Source organism: Pseudomonas sp. S60, assembly GCF_016647865.1.
GTDB classification, from domain to species: domain Bacteria; phylum Pseudomonadota; class Gammaproteobacteria; order Pseudomonadales; family Pseudomonadaceae; genus Aquipseudomonas; species Aquipseudomonas parafulva.
In genome coordinates, this window is record NZ_JACVVH010000008.1 from 59771 (window position 1) to 73472 (window position 13702).

Genomic DNA, 13702 nt, shown 5'->3' on the forward strand with positions numbered 1-13702 from the left:
TTCTACCGCTCCCCGCACAGCTCCAGGGCAAACCACTGCTCGGCCTCGTCGACGTTCAGACCAGCGCCCAGCAGGGCGAACATCTTGGCCAGCGCAGCTTCGCGGGTCATGCCGCCGCCACTTACCAGCCCCGCACTACGCAGGCGATTGCCTGCGGCGTAGGTGTCGAACACTACATCGCCTTCCGGGCACTGGCTGATGGCTGCCAGCAGCACGCCGCGCTGGCGCGCTTCACGCAGGGTGTCCAGCAGTGCCTGGTCATCCGATGGCCCGGTGCCGCTGCCGTAGCATTCCAGCAGAACGCCTTGCACGCCGCTGGCCAGCAACCCCTGCACGTGAGCGGCCTGCAGGCCTGGGAACACCGGTACCACCGCCAGGTTGACCGGCTGGCGAGGGTGGCGATAGGTCAATGCAGCGGGCAGTTCTGCTGCGCGCTCGCTGTGGCGATGACGGGGCAGCGCGGCGAACGCATCGAAGGCCTCGCTGCGCAGCTTCGAGGCGTGGCAACCGTGCAGCAGGCGGCCATGGAAGTAGAGCTGTACGCCGGCTTCAAGGCCCTGTTCGAACTGTCGCAACGCACCGCACAGGTTACCCCAGGCATCACTGCCGGGTGCGCCTGCTGGCAGCATCGAGCCGGTCAGCAGCACCGGCACCGGCAGGCCCAGCAGCAGGAACGACAGCGCCGCAGCACTGTAGGCCAGGGTATCGGTGCCATGCAGCACCAGCACACCATCATGGCCGGCTACTTCCACCGCCTGCACGATGGCATCGCGCATGGCCAGCCAGTTATGTTGCTGCATGTTGGCGCTGTCGAGCAGCGGGTTCAGTTCCTGCAAGGTCCACTGGACCTTGGGCGCGTCGGCCATCAGGGCGAAGTGGTCACGCATGCGGGCATCGAAACCGCCAGCGGGGGCCAGGCCCTCGGGGGTTTCAAGCATGCCGATGGTGCCACCGGTGTAGAGCACGAGGAGGTTCTTGACTGCACGCATGGAGAGCATCCGTAGCGGTGAGCGGAGAAAGAAAAGCCGCCCGCGAACGGGGCGGCTTGGCACGGCAGGGTATCAGCGCTGCAGTTCGGCCTGGCCGACTGCTTTGTCAGAAGCTGTGTCCACCTGCGGGTTGGCAGGCCATGCGTTGCGGTCCAGGTCCAGGTCGGCGAACTTGGCCGAGTCGAACACTGGCTGCTTGATACCCGCCTTGCGCTGGGTATCGTAGTCGCGCATGACGCGCAGGCCGACCTTGAACAGCAGGGCCAGGGCCATCAGGTTGACGAAGGCCAGGCAGGTCATGGTGATGTCGGCGAAGGCAAACACGGTCGACAGGTCCTGCATCGAACCCCATACCACCAGGGCCAGTACCAGTACCCGGAACATCATCAGCACTGCGCGGTTGCGGCTCAGGAACTGCAGGCTGTTTTCGCCCAGGTAGTAGTTGTAGAGGATGCAGGTAAACACGAACAGCGACAGCGCCACGCTGACGAAGATGCGGCCCCAGTCACCGACCACGGCGGCCAGCGAGTTCTGGGTCAGCACGATACCGTCACCTTCGAAGCCCGGGGTGTAGAAGCCCGACAGCAGAATCAGCAGGGCGGTGCAGGTGCAGATCACGAAGGTATCGAGGAACACGCTGAACGCCTGTACCACGCCTTGCGCACCTGGGTGCTTAACGGCAGCCACAGCGGCCACGTTAGGCGCACTGCCCAGGCCCGCCTCGTTGGCGAACACGCCGCGCTTCACGCCCATGACGATGGCACTGCCCAGCAGGCCGCCAAAGGCAGGGTCGAGGCCGAAGGCGCTCTTGAAGATGGTTTCGAGCATGGCGGGCACGTGTTCGATCTGGGTGCCGATCACGTACAGGGTCACGCCGATGTAGGCCAGGGTCTTGATCGGTACCAGCAGGTCGGACACCGCCGCGATGCGCTTGATGCCACCGATGAAGGTGATGGCCAGCAGCACCGCCAGCACGATACCGGTGTGGCGCGGATCGAAGTTGAAGGCGTTCTGCAGCGAGTGGGTCACGGTGTACGACTGCAGCCCGATGAAGGCGAAGCCGTAGGTGACCAGCAGCAGGATCGAGAACACGATCGCCATGCCCTTGTATTTCAGGCCATGCTGGATGTAGTAGGCCGGGCCACCGCGGTACAGGCCATCGCCATCGGCGCGCTTGTACACCTGGGCCAGGGTACATTCGAAGAAGCTGCTGGACATGCCCACCAGCGCGGTCACCCACATCCAGAACACGGCACCAGGGCCGCCCAGGGTTACAGCGATACCAACACCTGCGATGTTACCGGCGCCAACGCGGCCGGCGAGGCTCAGCATCAGGGCCTGGAAGGAGCTCAGTTGGCCTGCCTGGCCACGCAGCGATTCCTTGAACACACCGAACATGTGTGCAAAGTGGCGGAACTGGACGAATCGGGAACGGATGGTGAAGTAGCTACCCAGCCCCACGATCAGCACGATGAGAAGTTTCCCCGAGAGGAAATCGTTGATTACTTCGAGCATTGGAAAATGACCTCGATTCTTATTCTTCGTGTGGAAAGACCAGCGGACGGCAGGCGCACCGCTATTCGTTGGGGCGCATGGTTGGCCATGACAAGAGTGGTTACAATTTCGCGGGTTGCTCACACTTGATGCGACTTGATGCTACAATTGCGCCATTCGCGTCATCCGGGTTTTGCACATGAGCGATCATTTCGCTACCAATTTGAAGCTGGCTTGCAGCCACTACCGCTCTATTTCCGAAGTTTGCCGGCAGCTGTCGATCAACCGGGCCCAGTTCAACAAATACCTGAGCGGGCAGAGCCGTCCGACGGCTTACAACCTCAAGCGCATCGGTGACTTCTTCGGGGTCGAGGATTACGAGCTCAACCTGCCTGCCGAGCAGTTCTCACGCCTGATCGGTGCGCGCGTCTCAACCCTCGCCGAGCAACCTGACGACCCGATCAGCGAGTTGTTCCGGCCGCTGCATGAACACGCTGGCAACCTGTCGCGCTATTGCGGTTACTACTTCGAGTATTCCAACTGCATGTCGGTGCCGGGCACCATCCTGGTGTCGTTGGTGCACCTGTGGGAGGAGCGCGGGCGCTTTCTGTTCGAACGCCAGGAACGCCAGGAGCGCTCCACCGCCACCGACCAGCACGCCGAAGTGCGCTGCCGCTACCTGGGCGCCGCGTTCCAGTTGCAGGACCGGGTGTTTCTCATCGACTACGAGTCGTTGACCTACAACGAGATGAGCCAGACTATCCTGATTCCCAGTTTCAAGAGCCGCATCACGCGCCTCAATGGGCTGAAGTCGGGCGTGTCCAGCGGAGACCGCCGCAACCCTGCGTGTACGCGGGTGGTGTGGGAGTACCTGGGGCAGGAGATCAATCGCATCAACGCCTATCGCCAGGTCAAACTGTACCGCCCGGACGACCCGCGCATAGATGACGATGTTCGGGAACGGCTGAGTGTCGGCCCTCTGCGTAACAGTCTGTTTGAAATCGAGTAAACGGCCATCTGTACTGAGCGCTTGGTAGTGGCGCGTACAGCGGCCTAATGCTTGACCGAGCCTGTGGTTGGACTTCCCAGCCCGGAAACCGCAAAATGGCCGCTTTCCTTTACTAACCTCTCCGGATCTGCTGACTCTATGCGTATGCGCCTGATGCTGTTGGGTGGTGGCAATGCCCTTGGGCAAGCGCTGATTCGTCTTGGGGCCGAGGAGGACATCGCTTTCCTGGCCCCACGCCCCCCCGAGGATGGCTGGGCGCCGGCCAGCCTCACTCAGCTGCTTGACGATCATCGCCCCGATGCGGTGATCAACCTGGCCTATTACTTCGACTGGTTCCAGGCCGAATCGGTCAGCGAATCGCGCCTGGCTCAGCAGGAGCGTGCCGTGGAGCGGCTGGCCGAATTGTGCCAGCACCATCAGATCACCCTGGTGCAGCCTTCGAGCTACCGGGTTTTCGATGGCTCAAGGGCTACCGCCTATAGCGAAAAGGACGAACCGCTGCCGCTGGGCCTGCGTGGCCAGGCACTCTGGCGCATCGAGCAAAGCGTGCGGGCGGCGTGCCCCCAGCACGTATTGCTGCGCTTCGGCTGGCTGCTCGATGAAACCCTCGAGGGCTCCCTGGGGCGTTTCCTGACCCGTGCCGAGCAGCCGCACGAGCTGCTGTTGGCTGACGACCGGCGCGGCAACCCAACGCCAGTAGACGATGCGGCCAGGGTCATACTGTCTGTGCTCAAGCAGCTGGACTGCAGTTCACCCCTGTGGGGCACCTATCACTACGCCGGCAACGAGGCGACCACGCCGCTGGCGTTGGGCCAGGCCATTCTTGCCGAGGCGGGCAAACACCGCCAGCTGGCCGTGCAGGCGCCTACCGCCCAGGCCCATGCCGCACGCCCGGATGCCAGCGAAGAGCCACAGAACGCGGTGCTGGCCTGCAAGAAAATCCTTCACACCTTCGGCATCAAGCCGCGGGCCTGGCGTGCCGGCCTGCCGGCCCTACTGGACCGGTTCTACCGTCATGTCTGATTCCCCAATCCTGATCACCGGCGGTGCCGGCTTCATTGGCTCGCACCTGTGCGATGCATTGCTGGATAAAGGCTATGCGGTACGCATTGTCGATGACCTGTCCACGGGCAAGCGCAACAACTTGCAACTGCAGCACCCCCGGCTCGAACTGATCGAGGGTGATATTGCTGATGCCGCACTTGTTCAGCGGGCGGTTGAAGGTTGCCAGGCGGTTGTGCACCTGGCTGCTGTGGCCTCGGTCCAGGCCTCGGTGGACGACCCGGTGCGCACGCACCAAAGCAACTTCATCGGCACCCTCAATGTGTGCGAGGCCATGCGAGTGCACGGCGTGCGCCGCGTGCTGTTCGCTTCCAGTGCTGCGGTGTACGGCAACAACGGCGAAGGCCAGGCAATTGCCGAGGATACCCCGAAGGCACCGCTGACACCCTATGCGGTCGACAAGCTGGCCAGCGAGCAGTACCTGGACTTCTACCGTCGCCAGCACGGCCTGGAGCCGGTGGTGTTCCGTTTCTTCAATATTTTCGGCCCGCGGCAAGACCCGTCCTCGCCCTATTCCGGCGTTATCAGCATTTTCAGCGAACGTGCGTTGCAGGGGTTGCCGATCACGGTGTTCGGCGATGGCGAGCAGACCCGTGACTTCCTCTATGTCGGCGACCTGGTGCGGGTGATGGTGCAGGCGCTTGAGCAAGCGCAGGTAGGGGAGGGCGCAGTGAACATCGGCCTGAACCAGGCGACTTCACTGAACCAGCTGCTGGCTGCGTTGCAGCAGGTGATAGGCAGCTTGCCGGCCATCAGCCATGCCGCGCCGCGTGCGGGTGACATTCGCCATTCCCGGGCGGATAACCAGCGCTTGCTGGCACGCTTCGAATTCCCCCAGGCCACTTCACTGACCGAAGGGTTGGCACAGCTGTTGAGCAATCCCGCTACATCTCGGTAGAAATAGGGGCTGCAATGAAACGGGGCCGCGATGCGGCCCCGGTAACGGGTTCGATCAGAACTTGTAGCCTAGGCCCACCATGTACACCCATGGGTCCACGTCCACATTGACCTTGGTCTTGCTGTAGCCCAATGCGCTTGGGCCGTTGACGCTCGCCTTGGTGTCGATGTCCACGTACCACACGGCGGCGTTGACCAGCAGGTTGTCGGTGAGCATGTAGTCCATGCCCAGCTGGCCGGCGAAGCCAATGGAGTCTTGCAGTTTCAGGTTGCTGAAGCCCTGTTGTTTACGGTTGCTGCTCAGGTCTTCGTCGAAGAACAGGGTGTAGTTGATACCCACGCCAGCGTAGGGCTGGAACTTCGACGCGGCATCCATCGGGTAGTACTGCAGCGACAGGGTCGGTGGCAGTTGCTTGATGTCTGCCAGTTTGCCGTCCAGGCCGCCACCCAGGCCTTTAACGCCCACGGTGTGCTGGAACGGGGTTGCAGCCAGCAACTCCAGGCCGACGTGGTCGGTGAGCATGTAGGCAAATGCCAGGCCCAGTTGAGTGTCGCTGTCCAGGGTCGCCTTGGTACCCGAAACCTTGTTGCCATCAAACTTCAGGTCGCTGCTGCTTTCATTGGGTGCGGTGGTGATGGCACCGGCACGGATGATGAAATCACCCGGTTGATAGGCGTGGGCGGCAGGGGCGGCGAGTGCCAGGGCCACGAGTGAGGCACCGAGCAAGGACTTGTTCATGGAAGCTCCCAGAGGACGTTAATAATCATGTAGTCCAATGGTACGGATGCAACTAAACAGAAAGTTTGACCCAGCTCAACGAAGCGTCTTCACCCCCTGCAAACGGCGTTTACTTGAGGTCATAGGCGTAAATTTTTTCGGCTTCCATCTGGTAACCCGCATCGGCAAGTTCACTGCTGGTGGCTTTTACCTGCATTCGGCCCTCGATCCAGTAGGGCTGATAAAGGTCCTCCACCCGCACGCCCATCTCGCTGAAGATATGCACGATCTGGTTCGAAGGCGGCGGCGGCACATGGATGCACGCGCCGTAATACGGAACCAGCAGAAACTCGGTGGTGCGGCCTTCCTCGCTCACTTCCAGCGGCACAATGTACCCGGGCAATTTGACCTGCTGCCCGTCCAGGCTCTGCACCACAGGGGCATCCGGCGCTTGCTGGCGGGCAGCGGGGGCCGACTCGGCAGAAAGCGCATTGCTGAGCTGCGACATGTCGTGCAGCGGGGCGAGCTGCGGCGGGATGACCGGGGCGCCCTCGGGAATCAGGGCAGGCCAGTCGAGCTCCTTGGGCTCGGCGGCCCATGCTGGCACCGCGGCGAGCATCAGCAGGGCCAGTAACCAGCGCAGTGCCGGCTTTTTCGCGGGCAAGCCCACACTGCTGTCAAGTAGCTGTCTGATCATTGAACACGCACTCAAAGGTGGATCGACAAACCATCGGCCAACGACTGCCGATACGCTCGCCACGCCGGTACGCTACCCATCAGCAACGCCGCGCCAAGGATGATAGCCAGCAACGTCCACTCGTGGGGGCTCGGCAGCGCCAACGGCAGGAACAAGCCGTAGTTGGCCTGCACATACCCTTGCGCCAGCGCTATGCCCGCATACAGCAAGCCCAGCCCGGCGACGATGCCGACACCTGCCAGCGCCAGCGCCTCCAGTATCAGCAGCCCTGCAATATGCCACGGCCTGGCGCCTACCGAACGCAAGATCGCCATCTCCCGTCGCCGCTCATTGAGGCTGGTCAGAATCGCCGTGAGCATGCCGATCAAACCGGTCAGCACCACGAACAGCGACACAACAAACAGGGCCTGCTCAGCGGTGCCCATCAGGCTCCACAGTTCCTGCAGGGCCACCCCAGGCAAGATCGCCAGCAGCGGCTCGCTGCGGTACTCGTTGATTTCACGCTGCAGGCTGAAGGTGGCGATCTTGCTGTTGAGCCCCAGCATGAAGGCGGTAATGGCGGTTGGCTGCAGGTCCATGGTGCGCGCCTGCTCAGCACTGATGCGCCCCGCCCCCCGGGCTGGCACCCCGTTGTGCCAGTCAATGTGGATGGCTTCCATGCCGCCCAGGCTGATATGCAGGGTGCGGTCTACCGGGGTGCCAGTGCGTTTGAGCACACCGACCACGGTAAACGGCTTGTCGTCGTGTTTCACCAGGCTGATGGCTGCCACCCCGTGGGCCAACACCAGCTTGTCGCCCAACGTGTAGTGCAGGGCTTCGGCCACTTCTGCCCCAAGCACCACCTCGAACGGGTCGGTGGCAAAGGCGCGGCCCTGGCTCAGCTCCAGGTGCTGACGCCGGCCATACTGGTAACGCTCGAAGTACTCGCCGGTGGTCCCCATCACCCGATAACCGCGGTGCGAGTCGCCCAGCGAGATGGGGATGGCCCATTTCACCCGCGGGTCCTTGGCGTAGTGTTCGTAGCTGTCCCACCGAATGTTGTTGGTGGCGTTGCCGATGCGAAACACGGAATACAGCAGCAGGTTGACCGAGCCGGAACGTGCGCCGACGATCAGGTCGGTGCCGCTGATGGTACTGGCGAAGCTGGCGCGGGCTTCGGTGCGCACGCGTTCCACGGCCAACAGCAGGCAGACCGACAGGGCAATGGCAAACGCGGTGAGAAAGGCGGTAAAGCGCCGGTTGGCCAGGCTGGCCAGAGCAAGGCGAAACAGGTACATCAGACCTCCCGGGGCTTGGCGGCGCGGTTGAGTTCGGCCAGGGAAAGGTGGCGGTCGAACAGGGGCGCCAGGCTCTGGTCGTGGCTCACGAACAGCAGGCTGGCACCCGCCGCGCGGCACTCGGCGAACAGCAGGCTGATGAACGCCTCGCGGGTATCGGCATCCAGGGCCGATGTCGGCTCGTCGGCGATCACCAGTTCGGGCTGGCCGATCAGCGCACGCGCAGCGGCAACCCGCTGCTGCTGGCCAATCGAAAGGCTGTCTGCGCGCCGGGCCTGCAATGCACTGTCATCCAGGCCCAGGTGGGCCAGCAAGGTTTGCGCCGCTTGGGCGACACTGCCGTGGCGCTGCTCGGCCCGCGTCTTGCGGCTGGCCGAGAAGCGGCACGGCAGTTCGACGTTTTCCCGTACCGACAGAAACGGCAGCAGGTTGAACTGCTGGAAGATATAGCCGGTGTGGTCCACCCGGAAGCGATCCCGGGCGCCTTGCCCCAGGCCGGCCAGGTCCTGACCCAGCAACCGAATGTGGCCCCGCTCGGGCACGGTCACGCCGCCAAGCAACCCCAGCAACGTGGTTTTGCCACTGCCGCTGGGGCCTTTGAGAAACACGGCCTCACCGGCATCCAGCTGGAATGCCGGCACATCCAGCAGCGGCGCCTGGCCAGGCCAGGCGAACACCAGGTCTTGCAGTTGTATCAGCGGCTGGCCCATTCAGAACGTAACCACGGCCTTGGCCGGTGTGGTTTCCAGCCCTTTCTGGCCGTTGGGGCCGATCAGTTGCACGTTGATTTTCTGGGTGGCCGGGAACGCCTTGAACAGCGGTGCCAGGTCTACTTGTGCGAGCTTGCCCGGGTTGCTGCAGGTGAGCTGGTAATGGGCGCCGATATCACTGTGCTGGTGGCTATGTTCATGGGCGTCACCGTCGTTGTCAGCCTTGGCGGCATCGCCGAACAAAGGGCTTTCCAGCGCTTGCTGGTCTTCCTTGCAGCCGGCGGCGGCAGCAAGGCCGAACAGCGTGAGGGGTTGTTCGAGCTGTTTGCGCACCGCCGCCACCTTGGCCTTGTCGGCATCGGTGCTGGCGGCGTGCTCGAAGCCCACCAGGTTCATCGCCGGGCTGTCCAGTTCCAGCTCCAGGCTGTTGCCATCGAGTACGGCGTTGAGCTTGGCCACCCCGTGTTCATGGGCGCCGAGTGTGCCATGGGCATGGTCGTGATCATGGTCATCGTCATCATGGGCGTGGGCCACGGCCAGTGGCAGCAAGGCGAAGGGCAGGGCGAGCAGCAGACGACGCATGGAATGCTCCAGAACAGGTTATGGATGTTGCGGTTATGTTATAACAAATTATCCGGCGGCTGCCAGCCTGTGTGGCGCAGGTTTCATGTTGCGGTAGCATGCAACGCATCAACCCGCTTCAAGGAATGCACTGTGAGAATACGTGGACAGATTGGCCAATGGCCTGTGGACCTGACAATCGAACTGGCCCCCGAAGAGTGGGCCCAGCTCGGCCGGCAGGCTGAGCCGCCGGTTGCCCCGCAGCTTGTCCAGCCCCCAGTCGCAGCGGCGCCCCGCCAGGACGACGGCCAGTGGGCTGCGGCCCGCGACGTGTTGCGCGTGGCGGGGCACATGAGCGGGCCGGAATTGCTCGACCGCCTGGAGGGCCTGGCCGGGAGCACTGCCGCAGGCAAGCGCCTGTTGGTGCGCTTGCGGCACTGCAGCGAGGTGAAGGTGGCAAGTGGCGAGGATGCGCCGGTGTATCACTGGGTAGGCTGAGAGGCCTCGAAGACAGGGGCCGGCTGGCGGCCCCGGAAAGGCTAGAACATGGCCGCCGACAGCTTGCGCCGGTAAACCCCCACCAGCGGGTGATCACTGCCCAGCAGCTCGAACACTTGCAGCAGGGCTTTTTGTGGCAGGCCGTTTTCGTAAGCGCGGTTACGCTGGAACAGCTTCAACAGGCCTTCCAGTGCAGCCTCGTACTGCTGGCGCGCCAGCTGCTGGATACTCAGCTGGTAGGCTGCCTCATCGTCTTCGGCGTTCTGCGCCAGCCGGCTTTTCAGGTCAGCCACTTCCGGCAGGCTCTCGGCCTGGCGCAGGAAGGTCAGTTGCGCCTTGGCACCGGCCAGTGCAGCCTTGTGTTCGTCACTTTTGACCGCATCCAGCACCACCTGGGCTTCACCCAGCTCCCCACGTTCGGCCAGGCAACGGGCGTAGAAGATCAGCGCTTCAGCGTTGCTGTTGTCCTCAGCCAGCAGTGCCTGCAACAGCGCCTCGGCTTCAGCGAAGCGGCTTTCGGCAAACAGCGCCTTGGCTTGTTCCAGCGGCGACGCAGCGGCCGGGGCGGGCATTTGCACATGGGGCTCAAGCAGGGCGCGGATTGCCGATTCAGGCTGGGCACCGGCAAAACCGTCCACCGGCTGGCCGTCCTTGAACAGCACCACCGTGGGCAGGCTGCGGATACCGAACTGGGCCACGACCTGCTGTTCAACGTCGCAGTTGACCTTGGCCAGCAACAGCTCGCCCTGATAGCCCTCGGCGATTTTTGCCAGCAGCGGCATCAGGGCCTTGCAGGGCGCGCACCACTCGGCCCAGAAATCTACCAGCACGGGCTTATGGAAGGAGTTCTCGATCACCAGCTGCTGGAAGTTGGCATCGGTGACGTCGAAAATGTAGGGCGTGTCTTGGGTCATCGCGACTCTCACAAACGGGTGTATGGCACCACTATAAGGGGTCGCGGCTGGCGTGGTACAGGCTGACCCGGCGGAATTCGTGCGGTTCGGCCAGGTCTGGCAGGGTCAGGGCGTCCAGTACCCCCAGTTGCCGGTACAGCGGGTGGCTGAAGTCGCGCACCCTGGAGTCTGCCACCAGCGCCTGGCGGCCGCGGCCGAGAAAGGCATCCAGCAGCGGCAGGTTGGCGCGGTCGTACAGCACGTCGGCTACCAGAATGAGGTCGAAGCGGTCGTCTTCGGCAAAAAAATCGCTGCTGTAACCCAGCGTCACGCCATTGAGCGCCGCATTCGCCTGGCATGCCTGCAAGGCCAGCGGGTCGAGGTCGCAGGCCACAACCTCCAGCGCCCCCGCCCGCGCGGCCGCAATACCGGCAATGCCGGAGCCTGCGCCAAAATCCAGCACTCGCTTGCCCGCTACCCATTGCGGGTGCTCTGCCAGAAAGTGCGCCATGGCCAGGCCGCTGGCCCAGCAGAAGCTCCAGTACGGCGGCTCTTCCAGGATGCGCCGGGTTTCATCACTGCTGAAGGCCCGGTCCATGTTCTGCTCGTCGATCAGCCACAGCCGCAGGTCGCAGCCGGGCAGGTCGCTGACGACCAGGCGGGCTTCACCGATCAGCGCGCCAAGCGCCTGCGTCAGGGCCAGCGGCGCCACTCAAGGCGCCTTTTCGAAGCGCAGCGGGCCAGTGGCCTGGGTTTGCGCCTGGGCGATGGCCACTGGCGGCAGGTGCAGGATCAACTGGCCGGAGCGGCTGGCGCGACCGCGCAACTCTACACGTGCGCCGGCCGGGAAGGCTTCGGGGTTGAAACGCAAGTGGTAGGGCAGCGCCTGGCCAGTACCGGTCAGGTTGCTGCTGGCCAGCAGCCGTTGCGGGCGGTTGCGCTCGTCGATCACCAGCAGGGCGAGTTCAACCTCGGCCCCGGCCGGCACCTCCAGCAAGGTACCGCTCAACTCGCGCTGGTAGGCGGGCAGCGGGCCCAGCACTTCGGTAGGCTTGGCTTTGGCAACCGGCGCAGGCGCAGGCGGGGTGTCGGTCTTCGGCCTGTCGCTGCCACACGCGGCGAGCAGGGCGGCGCAGCACAGCACAACGAGTGCTCGGTGGTGCATGGAGGAGTCCTTAGCGGGCAGATTTCCCTTGGATGTTAACCCCTTTGGCTTGTCTTGCCAGTGCAATGCGCTACCATGGCCCTCCCTTTTTTTGTTGCCTGCCACCATGCACTGTCCCTTTTGCGGTGCCAACGACACCAAGGTCATCGATTCTCGCCTCGTTGCCGAGGGCGAGCAGGTGCGCCGCCGCCGCGAGTGCGTGGCCTGCGGCGAGCGCTTCACCACCTTCGAAACCGCCGAACTGGTGCTGCCCCGGCTGATCAAGCAGGACGGTACACGCCAGCCCTTCGACGAAGACAAGCTGCGCGCCGGCATGCAGCGGGCCCTGGAAAAGCGCCCGGTGAGCGTCGAGCGCCTGGAAGCTGCGCTGGCGCACATCAAGAGCCGGCTGCGCGCCACCGGTGAGCGTGAAGTGAAATCCCTGGTGGTGGGTGAACTGGTCATGGGCGAGCTGCGCAAACTCGATGAAGTGGCCTACATCCGCTTTGCCTCGGTTTACCGCCGCTTCCAGGACCTGGACGAGTTCCGTGAAGAAATCGACCGCCTGGCCCGTGAGCCAGCCAAAGAGTGAACATGCAAAGCCCCTCTGCCGCCCTTGATGCCCACTACATGGCTCGCGCGCTCGAACTGGCGCGCAAGGGCCTGTACAGCACCCACCCCAACCCCCGCGTGGGTTGCGTCATCGTGCGCGATGGCCAGGTGGTGGGCGAGGGCTGGCACGTGCGCGCCGGCGAGCCCCATGCCGAGGTGCACGCGCTGCGCCAGGCCGGGGAGCAGGCCCGGGGCGCCTGTGCCTACGTGACCCTCGAACCCTGTAGCCACCATGGGCGCACACCACCGTGCGCCGAAGCCCTGGTCAAGGCCGGCGTGGCGCGGGTAGTCGCAGCCATGCAGGACCCGAACCCGCAAGTGGCAGGGCGTGGCTTGCGGCGCCTGGCCGACGCCGGCATTGAAGTGGCCAGCGGTGTGCTTGAAGCCGAAGCGCGGGCGCTCAACCCGGGCTTTCTCAAGCGCATGGAGCACGGCATGCCGTTCGTTCGCGCCAAGCTGGCCATGAGCCTGGACGGGCGCACCGCCATGGCCAGCGGCGAGAGCCAGTGGATCACCGGCCCAGCTGCCCGCTCGGCCGTGCAGCGCCTGCGCGCCCGCTCCAGCGCGGTGCTGACCAGCGCGGCCAGCGTGCTGGCCGACAATGCGCGCATGACCGTGCGCGGTGACGAACTGGGCCTGGATGCCGACACCACTCAACTTGCCCTCAGCCGCCCCCCTCTGCGCGTGCTGGTCGATGGCCGCCTGCGCCTGCCGCTGGACGCGCCTTTTTTCCAGGCCGGCCCGGCCCTGGTGGTGACCGCTGTCGCAGATGACCCGCGCTATGCCGCTGCAGGCCATGAACTGCTCAGCCTGCCCGGCGACAATGCCCAGGTCGACCTGCCGGCGCTGCTGCACGCCCTGGCGGCCCGGGGCGTCAACGAAATCCTGCTGGAAGCCGGCGCCGGGCTGGTGGGGGCGTTTGCCCGGCACGGCCTGGTGGATGAGTACCAGCTGTTCGTCGCTGGCACCTTCCTCGGCTCCCTCGCCAGGCCGCTGCTGGAGTGGCCACTGAGCAGGATGAGCGAGGCGCCGCGGCTGAAAATCACCGACATGCGTGCAGTAGGCGATGACTGGCGCGTCACAGCCGTCCCGCTGCCGCCGCCCGGCGTATAATGCCCGGCTTGCCCCGCGCAAAGCGTTT

At 64.2% G+C, this 13702-nt stretch carries 16 protein-coding genes; 6 read left to right on the plus strand and 10 right to left on the minus strand.

Going from position 1 to position 13702, the window contains the following annotated elements; genetic code table 11:
- Positions 1-2: 2 nt before the first annotated feature.
- Complete coding sequence (locus IAE33_RS06170) at positions 3-989, minus strand: asparaginase (protein WP_201162800.1); 987 nt, start codon at positions 987-989, stop codon at positions 3-5.
- A 72-nt stretch (positions 990-1061) separates the two neighbouring features.
- Positions 1062-2504 carry an alanine/glycine:cation symporter family protein gene (locus IAE33_RS06175; protein WP_201162801.1) on the minus strand — a complete coding sequence of 481 codons (1443 nt, stop codon included), beginning with the start codon at positions 2502-2504 and terminating at the stop codon, positions 1062-1064.
- A gap of 178 nt (positions 2505-2682) precedes the next feature.
- Here IAE33_RS06175 and IAE33_RS06180 point away from each other — a divergent pair, with 178 nt between their 5' ends.
- From IAE33_RS06180 to IAE33_RS06190, 3 genes are all read left to right on the plus strand, one after another.
- The gene (locus IAE33_RS06180; RefSeq protein WP_028633063.1) at positions 2683-3492 is read left to right on the plus strand and encodes a helix-turn-helix domain-containing protein; all 810 of its coding nucleotides are present in this window, start codon (positions 2683-2685) and stop codon (positions 3490-3492) included.
- A 138-nt stretch (positions 3493-3630) separates the two neighbouring features.
- Positions 3631-4515: a sugar nucleotide-binding protein gene (locus tag IAE33_RS06185; protein WP_201162802.1), complete on the plus strand. Its 885-nt coding sequence runs from the start codon at positions 3631-3633 to the stop codon at positions 4513-4515.
- Positions 4508-5452 (plus strand): NAD-dependent epimerase/dehydratase family protein, encoded by a 945-nt coding sequence (locus IAE33_RS06190; protein WP_201162803.1) that lies wholly within the window; start codon positions 4508-4510, stop codon positions 5450-5452. Before IAE33_RS06185 ends, IAE33_RS06190 begins: the two co-directional genes overlap by 8 nt.
- A gap of 54 nt (positions 5453-5506) precedes the next feature.
- Here IAE33_RS06190 and IAE33_RS06195 read toward each other — a convergent pair whose 3' ends face one another.
- The 5 genes from IAE33_RS06195 to IAE33_RS06215 form a co-directional block, all read right to left on the minus strand.
- A complete protein-coding gene (locus tag IAE33_RS06195) occupies positions 5507-6190 on the minus strand; it encodes an OmpW/AlkL family protein (RefSeq protein WP_028633060.1) in 684 nt (227 codons plus the stop codon).
- A 109-nt stretch (positions 6191-6299) separates the two neighbouring features.
- Positions 6300-6812, minus strand: a complete 513-nt coding sequence (locus tag IAE33_RS06200) for a DUF3299 domain-containing protein (protein ID WP_201162845.1) — start codon at positions 6810-6812, stop codon at positions 6300-6302.
- A 65-nt stretch (positions 6813-6877) separates the two neighbouring features.
- Positions 6878-8143, minus strand: a complete 1266-nt coding sequence (locus IAE33_RS06205) for an ABC transporter permease (RefSeq protein ID WP_201162804.1) — start codon at positions 8141-8143, stop codon at positions 6878-6880.
- Positions 8143-8853 carry an ABC transporter ATP-binding protein gene (locus IAE33_RS06210; protein ID WP_201162805.1) on the minus strand — a complete coding sequence of 237 codons (711 nt, stop codon included), beginning with the start codon at positions 8851-8853 and terminating at the stop codon, positions 8143-8145. Before IAE33_RS06210 ends, IAE33_RS06205 begins: the two co-directional genes overlap by 1 nt.
- A complete protein-coding gene (locus IAE33_RS06215) occupies positions 8854-9435 on the minus strand; it encodes a DUF2796 domain-containing protein (RefSeq protein WP_201162806.1) in 582 nt (193 codons plus the stop codon).
- A 132-nt stretch (positions 9436-9567) separates the two neighbouring features.
- Between IAE33_RS06215 and IAE33_RS06220 the strand changes: the two genes are divergently transcribed.
- Positions 9568-9912: a hypothetical protein gene (locus IAE33_RS06220; RefSeq protein WP_201162807.1), complete on the plus strand. Its 345-nt coding sequence runs from the start codon at positions 9568-9570 to the stop codon at positions 9910-9912.
- Between the two features lie 41 nt (positions 9913-9953).
- Here IAE33_RS06220 and trxA read toward each other — a convergent pair whose 3' ends face one another.
- From trxA to IAE33_RS06235, 3 genes are read right to left on the minus strand one after another with little or no spacing between them, the layout of a single operon-like run.
- Entirely contained in the window at positions 9954-10826 is an 873-nt protein-coding gene (trxA, locus tag IAE33_RS06225) for a thioredoxin (protein WP_201162808.1), read from the minus strand.
- Between the two features lie 31 nt (positions 10827-10857).
- Positions 10858-11517 (minus strand): class I SAM-dependent methyltransferase, encoded by a 660-nt coding sequence (locus IAE33_RS06230; RefSeq protein ID WP_028633053.1) that lies wholly within the window; start codon positions 11515-11517, stop codon positions 10858-10860.
- On the minus strand, positions 11518-11970 hold the full coding sequence (locus IAE33_RS06235) for a YbaY family lipoprotein (RefSeq protein WP_201162809.1): 453 nt from the start codon (positions 11968-11970) through the stop codon (positions 11518-11520).
- 106 nt (positions 11971-12076) lie between these two features.
- Between IAE33_RS06235 and nrdR the strand changes: the two genes are divergently transcribed.
- The gene (gene nrdR / locus IAE33_RS06240) at positions 12077-12541 is read left to right on the plus strand and encodes a transcriptional regulator NrdR (protein WP_027915127.1); all 465 of its coding nucleotides are present in this window, start codon (positions 12077-12079) and stop codon (positions 12539-12541) included.
- A gap of 2 nt (positions 12542-12543) precedes the next feature.
- Positions 12544-13674: a bifunctional diaminohydroxyphosphoribosylaminopyrimidine deaminase/5-amino-6-(5-phosphoribosylamino)uracil reductase RibD gene (ribD, locus tag IAE33_RS06245; RefSeq protein WP_201162810.1), complete on the plus strand. Its 1131-nt coding sequence runs from the start codon at positions 12544-12546 to the stop codon at positions 13672-13674.
- Positions 13675-13702: the final 28 nt, after the last annotated feature.